At 35.6% G+C, this 15,581-nt stretch carries 17 protein-coding genes; 16 read left to right on the forward strand and 1 reads right to left on the reverse strand.

Going from position 1 to position 15,581, the window contains the following annotated elements; genetic code table 11:
* Window positions 1–825 precede the first annotated feature (825 nt).
* The 15 genes from FH508_RS09115 to FH508_RS09185 all read left to right on the forward strand — a co-directional run bounded on the left by FH508_RS09115 (window position 826) and on the right by FH508_RS09185 (window position 14,216).
* Window positions 826–1,029, forward strand: coding sequence for a transcription initiation factor TFIIIB (locus tag FH508_RS09115; protein WP_172771020.1), 204 nt, complete (start codon window positions 826–828; stop codon window positions 1,027–1,029).
* Window positions 1,030–1,243: 214 nt separating this feature from the next.
* The gene (locus tag FH508_RS09120; protein ID WP_172771021.1) at window positions 1,244–1,963 is read left to right on the forward strand and encodes a metallophosphoesterase family protein; all 720 of its coding nucleotides are present in this window, start codon (window positions 1,244–1,246) and stop codon (window positions 1,961–1,963) included.
* A gap of 371 nt (window positions 1,964–2,334) precedes the next feature.
* Window positions 2,335–2,982 carry a GntR family transcriptional regulator gene (locus FH508_RS09125; RefSeq protein WP_172771022.1) on the forward strand — a complete coding sequence of 216 codons (648 nt, stop codon included), beginning with the start codon at window positions 2,335–2,337 and terminating at the stop codon, window positions 2,980–2,982.
* A gap of 203 nt (window positions 2,983–3,185) precedes the next feature.
* Window positions 3,186–4,298 carry a M20 metallopeptidase family protein gene (locus tag FH508_RS09130; RefSeq protein WP_172771023.1) on the forward strand — a complete coding sequence of 371 codons (1,113 nt, stop codon included), beginning with the start codon at window positions 3,186–3,188 and terminating at the stop codon, window positions 4,296–4,298.
* 29 nt (window positions 4,299–4,327) lie between these two features.
* Window positions 4,328–5,740: a YfcC family protein gene (locus FH508_RS09135; protein ID WP_172771024.1), complete on the forward strand. Its 1,413-nt coding sequence runs from the start codon at window positions 4,328–4,330 to the stop codon at window positions 5,738–5,740.
* 67 nt (window positions 5,741–5,807) lie between these two features.
* Window positions 5,808–7,028: a M20 metallopeptidase family protein gene (locus FH508_RS09140; RefSeq protein ID WP_172771025.1), complete on the forward strand. Its 1,221-nt coding sequence runs from the start codon at window positions 5,808–5,810 to the stop codon at window positions 7,026–7,028.
* Window positions 7,029–7,227: 199 nt separating this feature from the next.
* On the forward strand, window positions 7,228–8,034 hold the full coding sequence (locus tag FH508_RS09145) for an amino acid ABC transporter substrate-binding protein (RefSeq protein WP_172771026.1): 807 nt from the start codon (window positions 7,228–7,230) through the stop codon (window positions 8,032–8,034).
* Between the two features lie 142 nt (window positions 8,035–8,176).
* Complete coding sequence (locus FH508_RS09150) at window positions 8,177–8,833, forward strand: amino acid ABC transporter permease (RefSeq protein ID WP_172771027.1); 657 nt, start codon at window positions 8,177–8,179, stop codon at window positions 8,831–8,833.
* A gap of 11 nt (window positions 8,834–8,844) precedes the next feature.
* The gene (locus tag FH508_RS09155) at window positions 8,845–9,591 is read left to right on the forward strand and encodes an amino acid ABC transporter ATP-binding protein (RefSeq protein WP_305068713.1); all 747 of its coding nucleotides are present in this window, start codon (window positions 8,845–8,847) and stop codon (window positions 9,589–9,591) included.
* 677 nt (window positions 9,592–10,268) lie between these two features.
* The gene (locus tag FH508_RS09160) at window positions 10,269–11,063 is read left to right on the forward strand and encodes a S8 family peptidase (protein WP_172771028.1); all 795 of its coding nucleotides are present in this window, start codon (window positions 10,269–10,271) and stop codon (window positions 11,061–11,063) included.
* 18 nt (window positions 11,064–11,081) lie between these two features.
* Complete coding sequence (locus FH508_RS09165; RefSeq protein ID WP_172771029.1) at window positions 11,082–12,035, forward strand: SAR2788 family putative toxin; 954 nt, start codon at window positions 11,082–11,084, stop codon at window positions 12,033–12,035.
* Window positions 12,036–12,056: 21 nt separating this feature from the next.
* On the forward strand, window positions 12,057–12,575 hold the full coding sequence (locus tag FH508_RS09170) for a hypothetical protein (RefSeq protein ID WP_172771030.1): 519 nt from the start codon (window positions 12,057–12,059) through the stop codon (window positions 12,573–12,575).
* 108 nt (window positions 12,576–12,683) lie between these two features.
* Window positions 12,684–13,208: a hypothetical protein gene (locus FH508_RS09175; RefSeq protein WP_172771031.1), complete on the forward strand. Its 525-nt coding sequence runs from the start codon at window positions 12,684–12,686 to the stop codon at window positions 13,206–13,208.
* A gap of 98 nt (window positions 13,209–13,306) precedes the next feature.
* Window positions 13,307–13,831 carry a hypothetical protein gene (locus FH508_RS09180; protein WP_172771032.1) on the forward strand — a complete coding sequence of 175 codons (525 nt, stop codon included), beginning with the start codon at window positions 13,307–13,309 and terminating at the stop codon, window positions 13,829–13,831.
* Between the two features lie 97 nt (window positions 13,832–13,928).
* On the forward strand, window positions 13,929–14,216 hold the full coding sequence (locus FH508_RS09185) for a hypothetical protein (RefSeq protein ID WP_172771033.1): 288 nt from the start codon (window positions 13,929–13,931) through the stop codon (window positions 14,214–14,216).
* Between the two features lie 199 nt (window positions 14,217–14,415).
* Here the strand turns inward: FH508_RS09185 and FH508_RS09190 are convergent, their stop codons facing one another.
* A complete protein-coding gene (locus FH508_RS09190) occupies window positions 14,416–14,808 on the reverse strand; it encodes a ribonuclease HI family protein (RefSeq protein ID WP_172771034.1) in 393 nt (130 codons plus the stop codon).
* Window positions 14,809–14,990: 182 nt separating this feature from the next.
* Here FH508_RS09190 and FH508_RS09195 point away from each other — a divergent pair, with 182 nt between their 5' ends.
* Window positions 14,991–15,182, forward strand: coding sequence for a zinc-finger domain-containing protein (locus FH508_RS09195; RefSeq protein WP_172771035.1), 192 nt, complete (start codon window positions 14,991–14,993; stop codon window positions 15,180–15,182).
* The last annotated feature ends 399 nt before the right edge of the window (window positions 15,183–15,581 follow it).

Consider the following 15,581-nt stretch of genomic DNA (forward strand, 5'->3'; position numbering starts at 1 on the left):
GAAAACATTAGATAGGGAAGCTAACGCAGTCGTAAATATGGCAATGTAAGTAAAGCTGGGAGCTTTAATAAACACTTTAAAGACCACAACTTTAAAAGTAGTGCCAGACTGTAGACAAACTCGAAGTTTTTCGAATTTGTCTATAGTCCTTTTTTAATTTAAAACTAATATAGGGGATGATTACTGCCGTTGATTTCCGCTACGGGCGGGCGCTTTCCGCGGGCACATCGTAAGCCGCAACCCTCGCTAGCGTGCGGAATGCCCGCGTCTTACGTGCTGTGCAGTTCCCGCAGGAGTTGCCGCCCTCCGCTCCAATCAACTAAAAATTGTTTGAGTGCCTGGCACTAAGCGTATTCTAAATAAGAAGTATTGTTATGGTTGATTTCCGTTGCGGGCGGGCGCTTTCCGCGGGCACATCGTAAGCCGCAATCCTCGCTAACGCGGTTTGTTGCGTCTTACGTACTGTACGTTCCCACAGGAATCGCCCTCCACTCCAATCAACTTTATATGTATTGCTAGCAGTCTACTATAATTGCTACTTGGACATGGTCAACAGCTTTATAGGGAGGAGATGCTCGAGTATGGCAAGACGAAAGTAAGAACCCATTTATCACAATAAAAACAACAAAAGGGATTAAGATTTCTATTCTTAATCTCTTTTGTCGACAAGCTGCGACTACTTTAAAAGGATTCTTTTTTGTATAACGCTTTAAGTAAACCAAAAGTCTATTATGTGGAACATGAAACCAAATGTCTGCTTGGCCGTAAATAAATTATGCAGTCCTTTGAAAGTGATACATATATTTCTAATGAGGAGGTTTTCCAATGAAACAATTTAAAGCAATAACAGAATGCCCGAAATGTGGAGGAGTAGAATTAGGGAAGGGCAAACATCATGGATATGCCGTGATGCATCCAACAAATAAGATGAGCTTTGGTTCTGAAGTTGAATATATTCTTTGTACTGACTGTGGGTACATAATTGAAAGCTATGTAAAAAAGCCAGAAAAATTTAAGGGGACGCTTTAGGTTCTTTTAAACGTTAAAAAAGATTTGGAATACTGCACCTGCACTTTTGATTAATTCTATAATAGAAGGTGTTTGACGTACAAAAAAGGCAGCGATTAACAGCGCTCCAGAGATATGTACGTCTTTTTTCGGTGTAGTTAGCTTTTAAAGGATTAAATAACGATTTTGTCGAATTATAAATAGAGAATATATGAAATTTTAAGGGGGAAGCTTTGTGACGAAGATTGCAATTATTTCAGATATTCATGGGAATAAAACGGCATTGGAAGCAGTATTAGAAGACATTCGATTAAGAGAGATTGAAAGAATTTTTTGTTTAGGAGATTTAATTGGGAAAGGACCACAAGGATCTGAATGTATTGAACTTATCCAAAAGAACTGCGAGCAAGTTGTTCGAGGCAACTGGGATGTGTTCATCCAAACACCTACGGATAATAAGTTTATCCAATGGTACAAAGATCGATTAACAGAAAAAGATTATGCGTATTTAAATTCGTTACCCTTTCATATTGATCTTGAATTAAACGGACAATTAATCAGGTTTTTCCATGCATCGCCAAGAAGTGAATTTGAACGTATTTTGGATAGTCATCCAATTGAAAAGCGTCTATCTATGTTTGAGAATAGTGAAATAACCAATTCAATCCATTACGATAAACTGCCAGATATCGTATTCTACGGCGATATTCATACAACTTTTTTACATACATATAGAAAGGGGATTTTGTGTAACGTTGGCAGCGTCGGAAATTCACTTGACTTAACGTCAGCATCATACGCCATTCTAGATGGAACACAATCAAATAACGCCATTCAGTTTATTAGGGTAGATTATGATAGAGAGGCTGAACTTAAGATGGCAGAAGAGTTGGGCTTACCACAATTAGATAAATATTATGATGAAATTATGTTAGGGAAATATCGGGGTGCATAACGTCGGTTCATTCAAACTTATCAGTACTATTCTAAAAATGATGGTAATCATTTTTGCTATCGCTCTATTTTACAAAGGTGAAATTAATTTCGAATTTGTTGAATAATCGCTTCTACTTCATTTAAAAGCTAAAGGAAGGTTGGTCTTATTTGTTAAAGATCAACCTTTTCTAGTTCAGGCATTCGTATAAATGAAAATGATAAAAAGAAAATTAGATTGTAAATATGGAAATACAGATGCTTAGATGGGGGGGAATAATGGAATATTATTTTTAACGAATAGGAATCATGCAAAGGCTATGGCTAACATACTAGAAAAAAGTGTATAGTAGATAAAAGGATTGTTAAAAAATTTAAAATTGAGGTTACTTTATGAATAATTATTTATCGCTAAAAGACCATGTTTATAATTATATCGTAGATCAAATTAATAACGGTAATCTGATTGCTGGAAAAAAGGTAAATGAAAGTGCTATTAGCGAAAGCCTAAATGTCAGCAGGACACCAGTCAGAGAGGCATTAATACAACTTTCTTCCGAAGGGTTACTAGAAAATGTGCCAAGAAAAGGTTTTGTTATTAAAAACCTTACGACGGAAGAAGCCAAAGAAACGTATTTTATTATCGGGGCATTGGATGGCTTGGCTGCTGCTTTAGCTGCACCTTTTTTAACCGAGAAACATATGAATGAGATGGAGTTTTATATTCAAAGTATCGATTTAGCCATTAATACTGGCAATTTTTCGATGTATCATAAAATGCAGGAAGCTTTTCATGGCGTATATTTATCGGTTTGTCCTAATAAAAGTCTTGTAAACTTGCTATTACAATTAGAAAAGAAATTTTTAAAAAATTTCCATCATGCAGATGAGCCAGAAATTACAAAAAAACGACTTTCTCAAACAAACAACGAACATCGAAAAATGGTCGAGCTATTTAAAAAAGGTGAAATAGCTGAATTAGAGAGATACATGAAAGAAGTACATTGGAATATTGATAAAGCAGAGCTTATACCGCTTTAGGTACTAAATTGCTCGCTTATACACGAAAAGTAATTCTGTTTTTAAATAAACAGAATTATTTTTTTGTTGAAAAAATTTAAATATAATATACAATATACAATATACAGAAGGTTAAAACGATTTATTTTACCCTTGAAATATTTGATAGATGAAGAGATGAGGGTGGAAATATCAAAAATTAGCTTTTGAGGAGGATACACATAGTGAACAGTAAAAATTTTGATTTAGCCAAACAATTGCGTCACGAATTACATCAGCATCCAGAACTTTCAAATGAAGAAGTATGGACAAAACAGCATTTAATCGAGTTTTTGAAAACGTATACAAAGCTAGTGATTGTAGATAAAGGAAATTGGTTTTATGCCATTTATCATGCAGAATCGGCTAAGCAAAATATTGCTTTCCGTGCTGATTATGATGCACTACCGATGGATGAAGTGATTGATCTGCCATGGGCTTCTCAATTTCCAGGAAAAGCACACAAATGCGGTCATGATGGACATGCAGCGACACTAGCGGGATTTGCACTTGAAGTCGATCAACTAGGTGCTGACAAAAATATCTTTTTCCTTTTCCAGCCAGCTGAAGAAACAGGAGATGGGGCAATTCAATGTGTTGATTTCATTAAGGAGCATAATATCGATGAAATTTTCGCCTACCATAACATGAGTGGACTTCCTTATAAAACAGTTGGAATTATTGATGGTACTGCTTTATGTGCATCAAAAGGAATGACCATTCATATGAAAGGTTCACCTACACATGCTAGCCAGCCAGAAAAGGGCATCAATCCAGCGTTTGCCATTGCAAATATTGTGAATGAAATTCCTAAATTTATTTCCCCTGAACTAAATAGAGGACTTGTTCTTTGTACTGTAGTACAAATCGATGTAGGTGAACACGCTTTTGGAATTGCAGCATCGACAGGTGATCTTCGTTTAACAATACGTGCCCTTTATGAAGAAGAACTAAATAAACTACAAGAAAACCTTGAAAATTTTGCAAAACAACAAGCACAACAATACGGGCTACAGGTAAGTTTTGATTATAATGATGAATTCCCAGAAACGTTCAACCACAAAGATAGTGCAGATAAAATACGTGCCGTTGCGAAATCTGAGGGGATGGCATTACTTGAACTAGAGGAAGCTTTCCGCGGTTCCGAAGATTTTGGCCATTTTACAAAGCTAACAAAGGGTGCTTATTGCTTCATCGGAAATGGAGAAGATTATCCACATGTTCATACACATGAGTATGATTTCCGTGATGAATTGATTGAATCAGGTGTGAATCTATTTAAAGCATTAATTAAATAAACGAGTAAAAGGGGTTTGGAGGATTTTTCATGTCAACAAAGGAAAAACAAAAGGGCATTAATTTCCCACATGTTTACATAATGTTTATGCTCGTTATGCTACTAGTTGTATTACTATCGTGGATTGTTCCGAGTGGGGAGTATGAACGGATAGTAAATCCAGAAACGGGTATTACCGAACTAAATACCGACAATTTTTCGTATGTGGAGCAAGCAAAACCGATAGGATTTATGGATTTTTTCACTGCTTTACATAACGGAGTTGTACAATCAGCAGATATTATTGTGATGTTGCTGTTTGCAAGTGGAGCGCTATTTATACTTGAAAAGTCTGGTGCAATAGCAGCAGGTATCCATAAATTATTAAGCGTCGCAGCAGGTAAAGAAAAATTAATTATTATCTCATTGCTCGTATTGTTCTCCGTATTAGGTACAATTGGATTCGGAGAAGGGGGTATTCCGTTCATTCCGCTTGCAATGGCAGTCGTAATGGGATTGGGATATGACCGCATCACAGCTTTCGCTATCCCAACAGTAGGTTTAGCTATTGGTTTTACAGCAGGGGTTGTTAATTTCTATACGACTGGTGTAAGTCAAACGATTGTTGGTTTACCTATCTATTCTGGACTAGCATTCCGTATCGTTGCATTAATTGTTTTTATTATTATTTCAATGATTTACATTTTGCGCTATGCAAATAAAACGAAGGCAGATCCAAGTAAAAGTATTGTTGCTGTTGAATATTTAGAGGAAATTGAAAATACAAAAACAGCTGAGTATGAAGAAGAAGAATTTACTATGTCAAGAAAGTTGGCATTACTAGGTTTAGTTGTCGTGTTAGTTGGTAGCGCATTTGGGGCTATCAAGCTAGGATGGGGGATGCCTGAACTTTCTGCTGTCTATGCAATTTATGCTGTTTTACTAGTCATTATTTTAAAACTTAAACCAAGTGATGCTGCTGAAACATTTGGCGTTGGGGCAGCGAGACTTTTACCTACAGGACTTGCAATCGGGTTTGCTCGTTCGGTAATGATTTTGATGACGCAAGCACAAATCATTGATACAGTGGTACATTCATTATCAAATATATTAAACAATACGGGAACGATTATTACATTATTAGTATTATTTATCGTTGTTATTTTCTTTAACTTTTTCGTTGTTTCGGGAAGTGGAAAGGCAATAATTTTAATGCCGATTATGGGGCCATTAGGAAAAATATTAGGCATTAACCAACAAGTAATGGTTGTAGTGTATCAATTCGGTGATGGCTTTACGAATTATTTATGGCCAACTTCTGGTGGGCTTATGGCAGCGCTTGGTATGTCAAATGTCAGCTATTCTGCTTGGGTTAAATTTTCTATGAAACTATTCCTTATCCTACATTTCGCGGCATTTGTTTTAATATTAATTGCACATTATATGGGGTTAGGACCATTTTAATCTATTAGTTCATTCAACACTTTGAAGTTCTACACTTACTATTAAACATAAAGGGGATTACGACACGATGAATATTTTGGAACATTCTAAGAAATATGAAGAACAAATTATAAAAGATCGTCGCTATTTACATCAATATCCGGAAATTGGCTTTGAACTGCCAAATACACAAAAGTATATCCAACAACGCCTTGATGAAATGGGCATTGCCCATAAGCAATGTGGAGTGGTGCCACCTGAAATTAAAGAAAAATATGAAATAGCAGGGTTTGGTTCACAAGATCAATGTACAGGTGTAGTTGCAACAATTGGACAGGGGACACCTTGTATTCTTCTACGTGCTGATATGGATGCATTGCCAATTCAAGAAGAAGTTGATTGTGAATTTATATCCAAAAATCCTGGTGTGATGCATGCTTGTGGTCACGATTCACATGTAGCAATGCTGGTAGGCGCTGCGCAAATTTTGAAGGACCATGAAGCGGAGTTACAAGGAACGGTTAAACTATTGTTCCAACCTGGGGAAGAGTGGGGGTATGGCTCTAAGCTAATGATTGATGATGGTTTGCTACAAAATCCAAAAGTGGATGCGGCATTTGGAATTCACATTATGCCAGATCAACAAGCAGGCACATTATCTGTCCATAAAGGAACATTAACACAAGCAATGGATACGTATATCGTCAATATTCAAGGGAATGGTGGACATAGCTCACAGCCCCATAAAACGATAGATTCCAATATGATTATGAATCAACTGTATACAAGTTTAAACCTATTAATGACACGGGAAGCAGATCCAAATCATAGTGTAACATTTTCAGTAGGTGCGATGGCTGGTGGTACTGCGACAAATATTATACCAGACAAAGCGGTATTACAAGGAAATATGAGAAGCTATGATCAACAAACACGTGACCATTTATGTAAACGCATCCCAGAGATGATAGACCATACTGTAAAAGCATGGCGTGGAGAATATCAGACAATTGAATTCCATACGCCAACAACATATAACAATCCAGCATTTATTGATGCGATAACGCCATTTTTAGAAAATATAGTAGGGGCCGAAAATATAGTAGATAATGGATACCTTGGAGGTTCAGAAGACTTTTCTTACATTTCGCAAGAAGTACCTTCTGCATTTGTTGTGCTAGGAACAGGAAAAGAAGGCGAAGCACCTGTGCACAACCCTCGTATGCGTCAAAATGAGGATGTTTTTAAATATGGTGCTGCATTACATGCAAATGTGGCAATGGAATGGTTAAAACAACAGCATAAATAAAAATTTACTCTAAAAACAGTTCAGCCAGAGTTTTCTGGGTGGGCTGTTTTTGAATTCTAGTATAATATTCTAATAATTCAATTAAGATATTGACAACAATGCGCCGTTTTGATATTCTTTAACACATTAGTAGTTTAGCAAGAGAAAGCGAAACTATTATTTCTAATAATTAATATAAAATGTTAGGGGATATTAGATAATGAAGCGCATTTTCACAATACTATGCATGCTTACAGCGGTACTAGCTTTAGCAGCTTGCGGTACTTCTGGAGAAAAATCGAGTTCAACAGCTGGCTCGAAGGATTCAGGTAAATCAACAGAAAAAGTAATAATCGGAATTGATGATAAGTTTGCACCATTAGGATTCCGTGATGATAAAAATGAAATCGTTGGCTTTGATATTGACTTAGCACGTGCTGCTGCTGAACATATGGGAGTGGAAGCTGAATTCCAACCAATCGATTGGAAAACGAAAGAGGCTGAGTTAATTAGTGGCCGCATTGATTTAATTTGGAATGGTTATACAATTACAGACGAGCGTAAAGAAAAGGTATTATTCACAAAGCCTTATTTAGAAAATGCACAAGCAGTAATGACAATTAAAAAATCTTCTATTAACGCTCTAAGCGATTTAGCAGGAAAAAAAGTTGGACTTCAAGCACAGTCTTCTGCTGCAGAGGCGCTGAATGCAAACCCAATTCACAAAGAAGTGAAAAACGTCACAGAGTTTGCGGATAATGTGTTAGCCTTAACAGATTTAAAAACAGGCCGTTTAGATGCAGTCATTATTGATGCAGTGGTAGCAGAATACTACATGACGCAAGAACCTGACACATTCAAACTATTAGATGAATCATTAGCACCTGAGCAATATGGAATTGGTGTCAAACCAGGAAACGAAGCTTTATTAGCAAAGCTACAAGCCGCTTTAGATAAAATGAATGAAGATGGTACAGCAGCAGAAATTTCTACAAAATGGTTTGGTGAAGATAAGGTGTTGAAATAGGTAAATATCGCATGTACTTACGAGCTAAATTCCGACTTATGCCTACTGGTCGTAATTAAGCTATTCGTACAAGATAATTGAATGTCATTAGTCGGTAAGAGTTTCCTCGTGAAACTCTTATACTTTTTGGAGGGAAATAGTTATGGCGGATTACTGGCAAACAATGATTTTGCCGATGCTTGATGGCGCAAAAATGACGGTGCTGCTGTTCATTATAGCCATACTTGTATCGATTCCACTTGGATTCTTACTTACATTAGCGGTAAAAAGTCGTATCAAACCATTGTCTTGGTTTGCTCAAACGTATATATACATCATGCGTGGTACACCGCTGTTACTACAATTGCTATTAATTTGTTTCGGTTTACCAATGGTACCTGTGATTGGAGAATATATGGTCCTGGATCGCTTTGTTGCCGCATGTCTTGGCTTTATTTTAAATTACGCTGCCTATTTTGCAGAAATATTCCGAGGTGGCTTATTGGCAATCGACAAAGGGCAATACGAAGCGGCACAAGTACTAGGCTTGTCAAAATGGCAAACAACGACACGCATTATTTTGCCACAAATGTTTCGTGTAGCGTTACCTGCATTATCGAATGAATCGGTTACATTAATTAAAGACACGGCACTTCTTTACGCGGTAGCTGTACCAGAATTGTTGCATTTTGCACAAACAGCTGTAAATCGTGACTTTACGATTGTGCCATTCTTTATTGCTGGCGCTATTTATTTAGTGATGACGCTTGTCTTAACGGTATTCTTTAAGTGGTTAGAAAAACGTTTTAAATTTGAATAGAGGTGACACGAATGGCACTGCTTGAAGTATCGAATTTGAAGAAATCCTTTGGCGAGTTAGAGGTGCTAAAGACGATCACATTTAATATAGAAAAAAACGATGTCGTAGCTGTTATTGGTCCTTCGGGATCTGGTAAAAGTACCATGCTTCGAAGCTTAATTCATTTAGAAGAAATCAATGGGGGAAGCATTTCTGTCGATGGTGACTATTTAGTCAAAGACGGTGCATATGCCAAGCAACAGGATATTAAAAAAATTACGGCAAAAATGGGTATGGTATTTCAGCATTTTAACCTATTCCCACATTTAACAGTACAGCAAAATCTTGAAATAGCACCAGGCTTACTAAAAACAGAGTCATCAGATGCTATTGCACGTCGCTGTCAAGATTTACTGCAAAAAATCGGGCTTGCGGACAAAGCGAATGCGTACCCAGCGAATTTATCTGGTGGGCAAAAACAACGAGTTGCCATAGCGCGAGCACTCATGATGAATCCACAAATACTATTATTTGATGAGCCAACTTCCGCACTCGATCCAGAACTGACAGGTGAAGTATTAAAGGTAATGAAGGATTTAGCAGAAGATCATATGACAATGATCGTTGTAACGCACGAAATGGGCTTTGCACGCGAAGTCGCAAACAAGGTTGTCTTTATGGATGGCGGCGACATTATCGAGGCAAACCATCCAGAAGCTTTCTTCACTAATCCACAGCATGAGCGGACAAAAGCATTTTTACAAAGGAATTTGAAATAATTTAGAAGCTATCTCATTTGAGATGGCTTTTCTTATAGAGATCAATACTGCCGTTGATTTCCGCTACAGGTGGACGCTTTCCGCGGGCACACCGTAAGCCACAACCCTCGCTACGCGCGGATTGTTGCGTCTTACGTATTGTGCGTTCCCGCAGGAGTCGCCACCTTTCGCTCCAATCAACTATGATAAACGTTAAGCTTCAAAAAAATACAAAAATAGAAGGCATCGAGTTACTTCACGATGTCTTTTTTTATAGCGATACATACTGCCGTTGATTTCCGCTACAGGTTGACGCTTTCCGCGGGCACATATTAACACTAGGATGACCCTTCTAGAATCGCCACGAAAACCTTAAGAAACGCCACTAAACTAATAGCAATCGCCATTACATAAAATTTGCAAGAAAATCTACATAAAATTATTGACACTTTTTATAGTGAGAATTTAGAATAATGTTAAAAAAATCTTCTCTTGATAAACTTCAATTGTCTTGTAGAGAACTAAAAGGATTTATATACATAAATCTATTTTAATTTTCCAACATGACCATCCCTTAACTTCGAAAAAGCCTTTAGAATAACTCTCTTTACAGTGAGAGAGCCCATCCATGTTGGAATTAATTTTAACAACTACATAGTAAGGTGGTGAACGCTATCAATAAAAAAATGGGAGTCTTTTTGTCACTGATTATTTTCTTCCTTTGTAATGTTGCCTTCGGACAATTGGTAATTAAAAGTGATAACCAATATATAAAAGTAGCTGTACTGGATAGTGGTATTAATAAAGAGTTGGATTTCTTTCAAGGCGTTGCATTTGAAGAAGTCAATCTAATTGATCCTGGGGAAAAGATTGTTGATGATTTTAATCATGGTACGCCAGTCGCGGGAATTATTATAGGGGAAGGTGATGCTCCAATTGGTAGAAAGTTAAAAATATATGATATTAAATTGTTAGATGAAAAAGGCAATGGTTCAATTGAGCATTTAATAGAAGCTATTAAATGGTGTATGGATAAAAAGGTAGATTTTATGAATATTAGTTTTGGCTTTCAAACGCAAAATGCTCAACTAGAATCTATTATTGAACAAGCAATAGAGCAAGGGATTACCATTGTCGCCGCCGCTGGCAATACATATGGCTTAGCAACCGACTACCCAGCAAAATTGGATGGTGTACTTTCCATTGGTTCAATGAATGAAAAAAATAAACGATCCTCTTTTTCAGCTATTGGAAAAATTGATTATGTTTTTAAGGGGGAGGATGTACAAAGTATTAATCATCATGGACAAGCATCTGTCTTTACAGGAACCTCTTTTGCAGCTGCCTATGCAACACATCTATTTATTCAATTGAAAGAAATATATAAAGAAGTTGAGACAAGAGATTTTAACTCATATATACAACAATATACTATGACAAAAGATTTTTGGAATGAAGCTGAATATGGCAAAGGTACAATATTTATACAATAATAAAGGGGAAATGAAACGATGAAATGGAAAAAACACTTCATATCTATTATTATTGCAGGGTTGCTATTTGCAAATATTGGGCCCAATTTGATTGCTGCACAGGAATATGATGTAGTGTCTGATGAGCCTATTGTGATGGTTTCTATAGATAATTTACATGACGTTAATCCAGAAGAATACCAACAAGAACTATACGATGAATTAAATAAAAATCTTGTTTATTCAGACGATAGCACGATAAATATTCGGAATATTGAAATATATAATAGTGAATTACTTGTCCAAATAACTTTTGAGTCTGAGACTTTGAAAGCGGATTTAGACATCAAGTTTAATAGTGAAAGCGAAGAAATATTCATCGATAGTGTTATCGAAGAAAACGGCATTGTAGAGCAAAACCATTATCGTGTGACGATGCAACAACTAGAAGATGACCATTACAGTACAATCTTTACGGATTTAGAAACGTATGAAACGTATGAAGCCAATCCTGCAAGGTTAGAGGCATCGATAATACATGCCATTGTATACAGAATCGGTAGTGCGATTATTCATTATACAGTAACAAAAATCGGGACTAAGAAAATCCTGCAAATTGGCAAACGCTCATTTTACAGCAAGTCAAAAGATGCAGCGAAAAAAGCTGTAGCCAACTTTACAGATATCACTTTGGATGTAGGCGGTGGTAAAAAGGTTTACTTTACGAAAGCTAAAATGAGACATATTTTAGAAAATCATCATCCAAATTATTGGACTGGAAATGAAGGAAAGACGTTTTTTGATCCAGATTTATCGGTTAATGATATTAAAAATATTGTCACAAGAGTAATTAATAATAATAAATCTGCGATATCTAGAAGATTAAATGATATTCAAGGTATAAATGTGCGAGCAAAAGTTAATGGAATTGAATATGAAGTTAGGCTTAATAAATATGGTCATGTAAATTCAGCTTTTCCAGTTGGAAAATAAAGATAAAGTGTGGTGCTTTGTATGAATAAACTAAAAATCGAAACATTTATAGGGGAAGAAGATTTAAATGCTCCTGTTTATAAAATCGAAAGTTTTTCTATTACCAATCCATTAGCAGTGGAAAAGGCACAGAAGATATTAGAAGAAAACGAGGGCGATTACTTATGTGGCTTTGTTAGCTTGATATATAATGATGTGGTTATTTTTGGAGAAAAGCAATTAACGGAGGATTTATTAGATACGTGGTGTGATTTAATCTATATTTTAAACAACAGATATGACGGAAGAAGTAGTGATATTACTTTTTTAGATAATTATAGAGGAAATGCATTTGTTAAAGAAGTTGACAAGTTTTATGAAATTAAACTAAACCACCAGTGTTTTCTCGTCCCTATAGAACCATTTCGAAATGAAGTGAAGAAAGAATTTCTAAAATTTGCGGAGTTTTGTAAAAATGAAAAACTACAGTTTGCGGAAGAAAGTTTATATCGGGGAATTTTAGAAACGTATGATGAATTACTTGAACAAGAGGAAAGATAATTATTTAGAAGGTAAAATTATAGACTGGAGACTGCTTGAATTTATCGAGCAGTCCCCAAATTTAACCTTTAATCTAAGACTCATTTTCAAAAAAGTGTGGTGCTTTGTATGAGTAAACTAAAGATTGAAACATTTATAAGGGAAGAAGATATAACTGCTCCTGTTTATAAAATCGAAAGTTTTTCTATTACCAATCCATTAGCTTTGGAAAAGGCACAGAAGATTTTAGAAGAAAATGAAGGTGATTACTTATGTGGCTTTGTGAGTCTGATTTATAATCATGTGGTTATTTTTGGCGAAGAGCAAATAACGGAAAGTTTATTAGATACGTGGAGTAGTTTAAGTAATATTTTAGATAGTAGATATGATGGGAGCAAAGAGGAGATAAATTTTTTGGATAATTATCCCTATTATTATACTACAATTCAAGAAATTGATCAATTTTATGAAATTCAACTTGATAGTTCTCAGCGCTATCTGTTGCCTAAAGAGCCATTCAAAAAAGAAGTGAAGAAAGAATTTTTAAAATTTGTGGAGTTTTGTAAAAATGAAAAACTAGAGTTTTCCGAAGATAGTTCTTATCGTGGTCTTTTAGACACTTATGAAAAATTACTTCGACTTGAAGATAGGTAAATTTAGACGGCAAAATTATATAGAGGAGACTGCTTGATAAATTCAAGCAGTCCCCACATTGTATTTCTCTTGGAATACTCATAAATGTGAGGTGTCGTATGAACAATCTTAAGATTGAAACATTTATTGGTCGACAATATGATAGCTCTTTTCCAGAAGGAATAACTGAGGCAGTTTCTATTACGAATCTTTTAGCTTTTGAAAAGGCTCAAAGGATTTTGGAAGAAAATGAAGGGAATTACTTATGTGGGTTTGTAAGCTTAATATATAATGATGTAGTTATTTTTGGAGAAGAGCAATTAACGGAAAATTTATTGGATACGTGGAGTGATTTAGTTTATATTTTGGACCACAGATATGATGGTAGTATTCATAATATCATCTTTTTGGACAATGCAACTTATGATGCTGAAATTGAAATAATTGATCAACATTATCAAATTCACCTTGATAGTTCCCATAGCTTCCAATTGCCTATAGAGCCATTAAAAAATGAGGTGAAAAAAGGTTTTATTGAATTTATGGACTTTTGTAAAAATGGCAACTTTATATTCTCGGAGGAAAGTTTATATAAAAGTCATTTAAAAACATATAACGAATTACTCTATGATAAAGATAAATGAAACTAGTGGATGTGGGACTGCTTATTTCCAATGAGCAGTTCCCGTAATTTAAGGTTTTTAACAAAAGATTCATTTTCAAAGAAGTGTGGTGCTTTGTATGAATAAACTAAAGATCGAAACGTTTATAGGGGAAGAAGATATATATGCTCCTGTTTATAAAATTGAAAGTTTCCCGATTACCAATCCTTTAGCGGTAGAAAAAGCACAGACGATTTTAGAAGAAAACGAAGGTGATTATTTATGTGGCTTTGTCAGCTTAATTTATAATGATGTGGTGATTTTTGGGGAAGAGCAATTAACTGAAGATTTATTAGATACGTGGTGTGATTTAATCTATATTTTTGATAGTCATTATGATGGAAGACTCCATAGGATTGTTTTTTAGACAATTATCCTTATTTCGATACTACCATTCAAGAAAATGGTCATTTTTATGAAATTCAATTGGATAAATACCAGAGTTTTCTAGTTCCTATAGAGTTATTTAAAAGAGAGGTGAAGAAGGAGTATAGAGGGCTTTTAGAAACGTACAATGAGTTAAAATTAAGCGAACAGGGGACTGCTTAAGCAGTCCCACTATTATTTTAATTTTTTTCCTTAATAATTGCCTTACGTGCCAATGCATCTGCTGCTTTATTTTGCCCGTCTGGTATCCATTTGATAAAAAATAAATCAAAGTTGCTTGCCAGTTTTAATGCTTGCTCAAGAAAAGGTTTAAACTCTTCGTTTTTGACATATTCTTTTTCTATAGATGCCACGACAACCTTTGAATCGGAGCGGACGGAGACAATACTTGTACCAAGCTTTTGTGCTTCCTCTAGACCGCGTACTAACGCGGTGAATTCTGCAATATGATTATTTGTCTGACCGATATACTCACTAATTTGAACGTGATGACCTTCTCCTTTAATAAAAATGCCAATACCGCTAGGACCTGGATTACCTGCACTTGCCGCATCTATATAGACCTCTAACATGAAAATCCCTACTTTGTGATTAGACTTCCATTTTATTTTACCGCAATCGTGCTGTTTGACAACCTTCAAATTATCAAACAATTTTTGTTAAATAAGGATGAACAAAATAGTTGCTTGAACACAACGTTCGCTTCATAATAGAAAGACATGAAATTTGGACGTGAAAGGGGCGAATGTTCTTAATGGATAAAGTGACGGTTATGAAAGATATTGATGAACTACATGATATGTACTGTGCTGATTGCTTAGTCATTAAGCAACTACGCAAAGAACGGGGCAAACCAGAAGCCCATCGTTTTTGTATTGAGGAATGTACAGTAGGGGAGCGACTACAATTTCTTGGTGAAGAGCTAATGAAAGTTTATAGCAAATAGGAGCCAAAGATATGGAGTATCTCACAAAAATACTTAAAAAGAAATATTTATGCACGTAATTAATCATATTTCCTTTCTTGCTTGCATAAATAACAATATGTTCGGAAATAATAGTATTGGTTGGTTACCATAGAAAAAGCTACCTTGTGTTCTGCTATGCAGATAACATACGTAGCTTTTTTCTATTTATAAGCATATGGTGTTTTAGAAACAAGAGCAAAGGTGGCGAATGTCAAATCGCTGATAGAAGTCTATGAATCGCCGATAGATGCCCATGAATCGACGGTAAACAAGCAGAAATCGCCGATAGAACTAAGTAAATCGCCGATAAAGCTCGGAAACGCAGCAAGCGTTAGCATTAAAAAAGCAAAAAGTGTTAGATTGACTGCGATCAATCTA

Origin of the sequence: Lysinibacillus sp. CD3-6 (assembly GCF_006351725.2) — a bacterium.
In the GTDB taxonomy this organism is placed as follows: Bacteria; Bacillota; Bacilli; order Bacillales_A; family Planococcaceae; genus Lysinibacillus.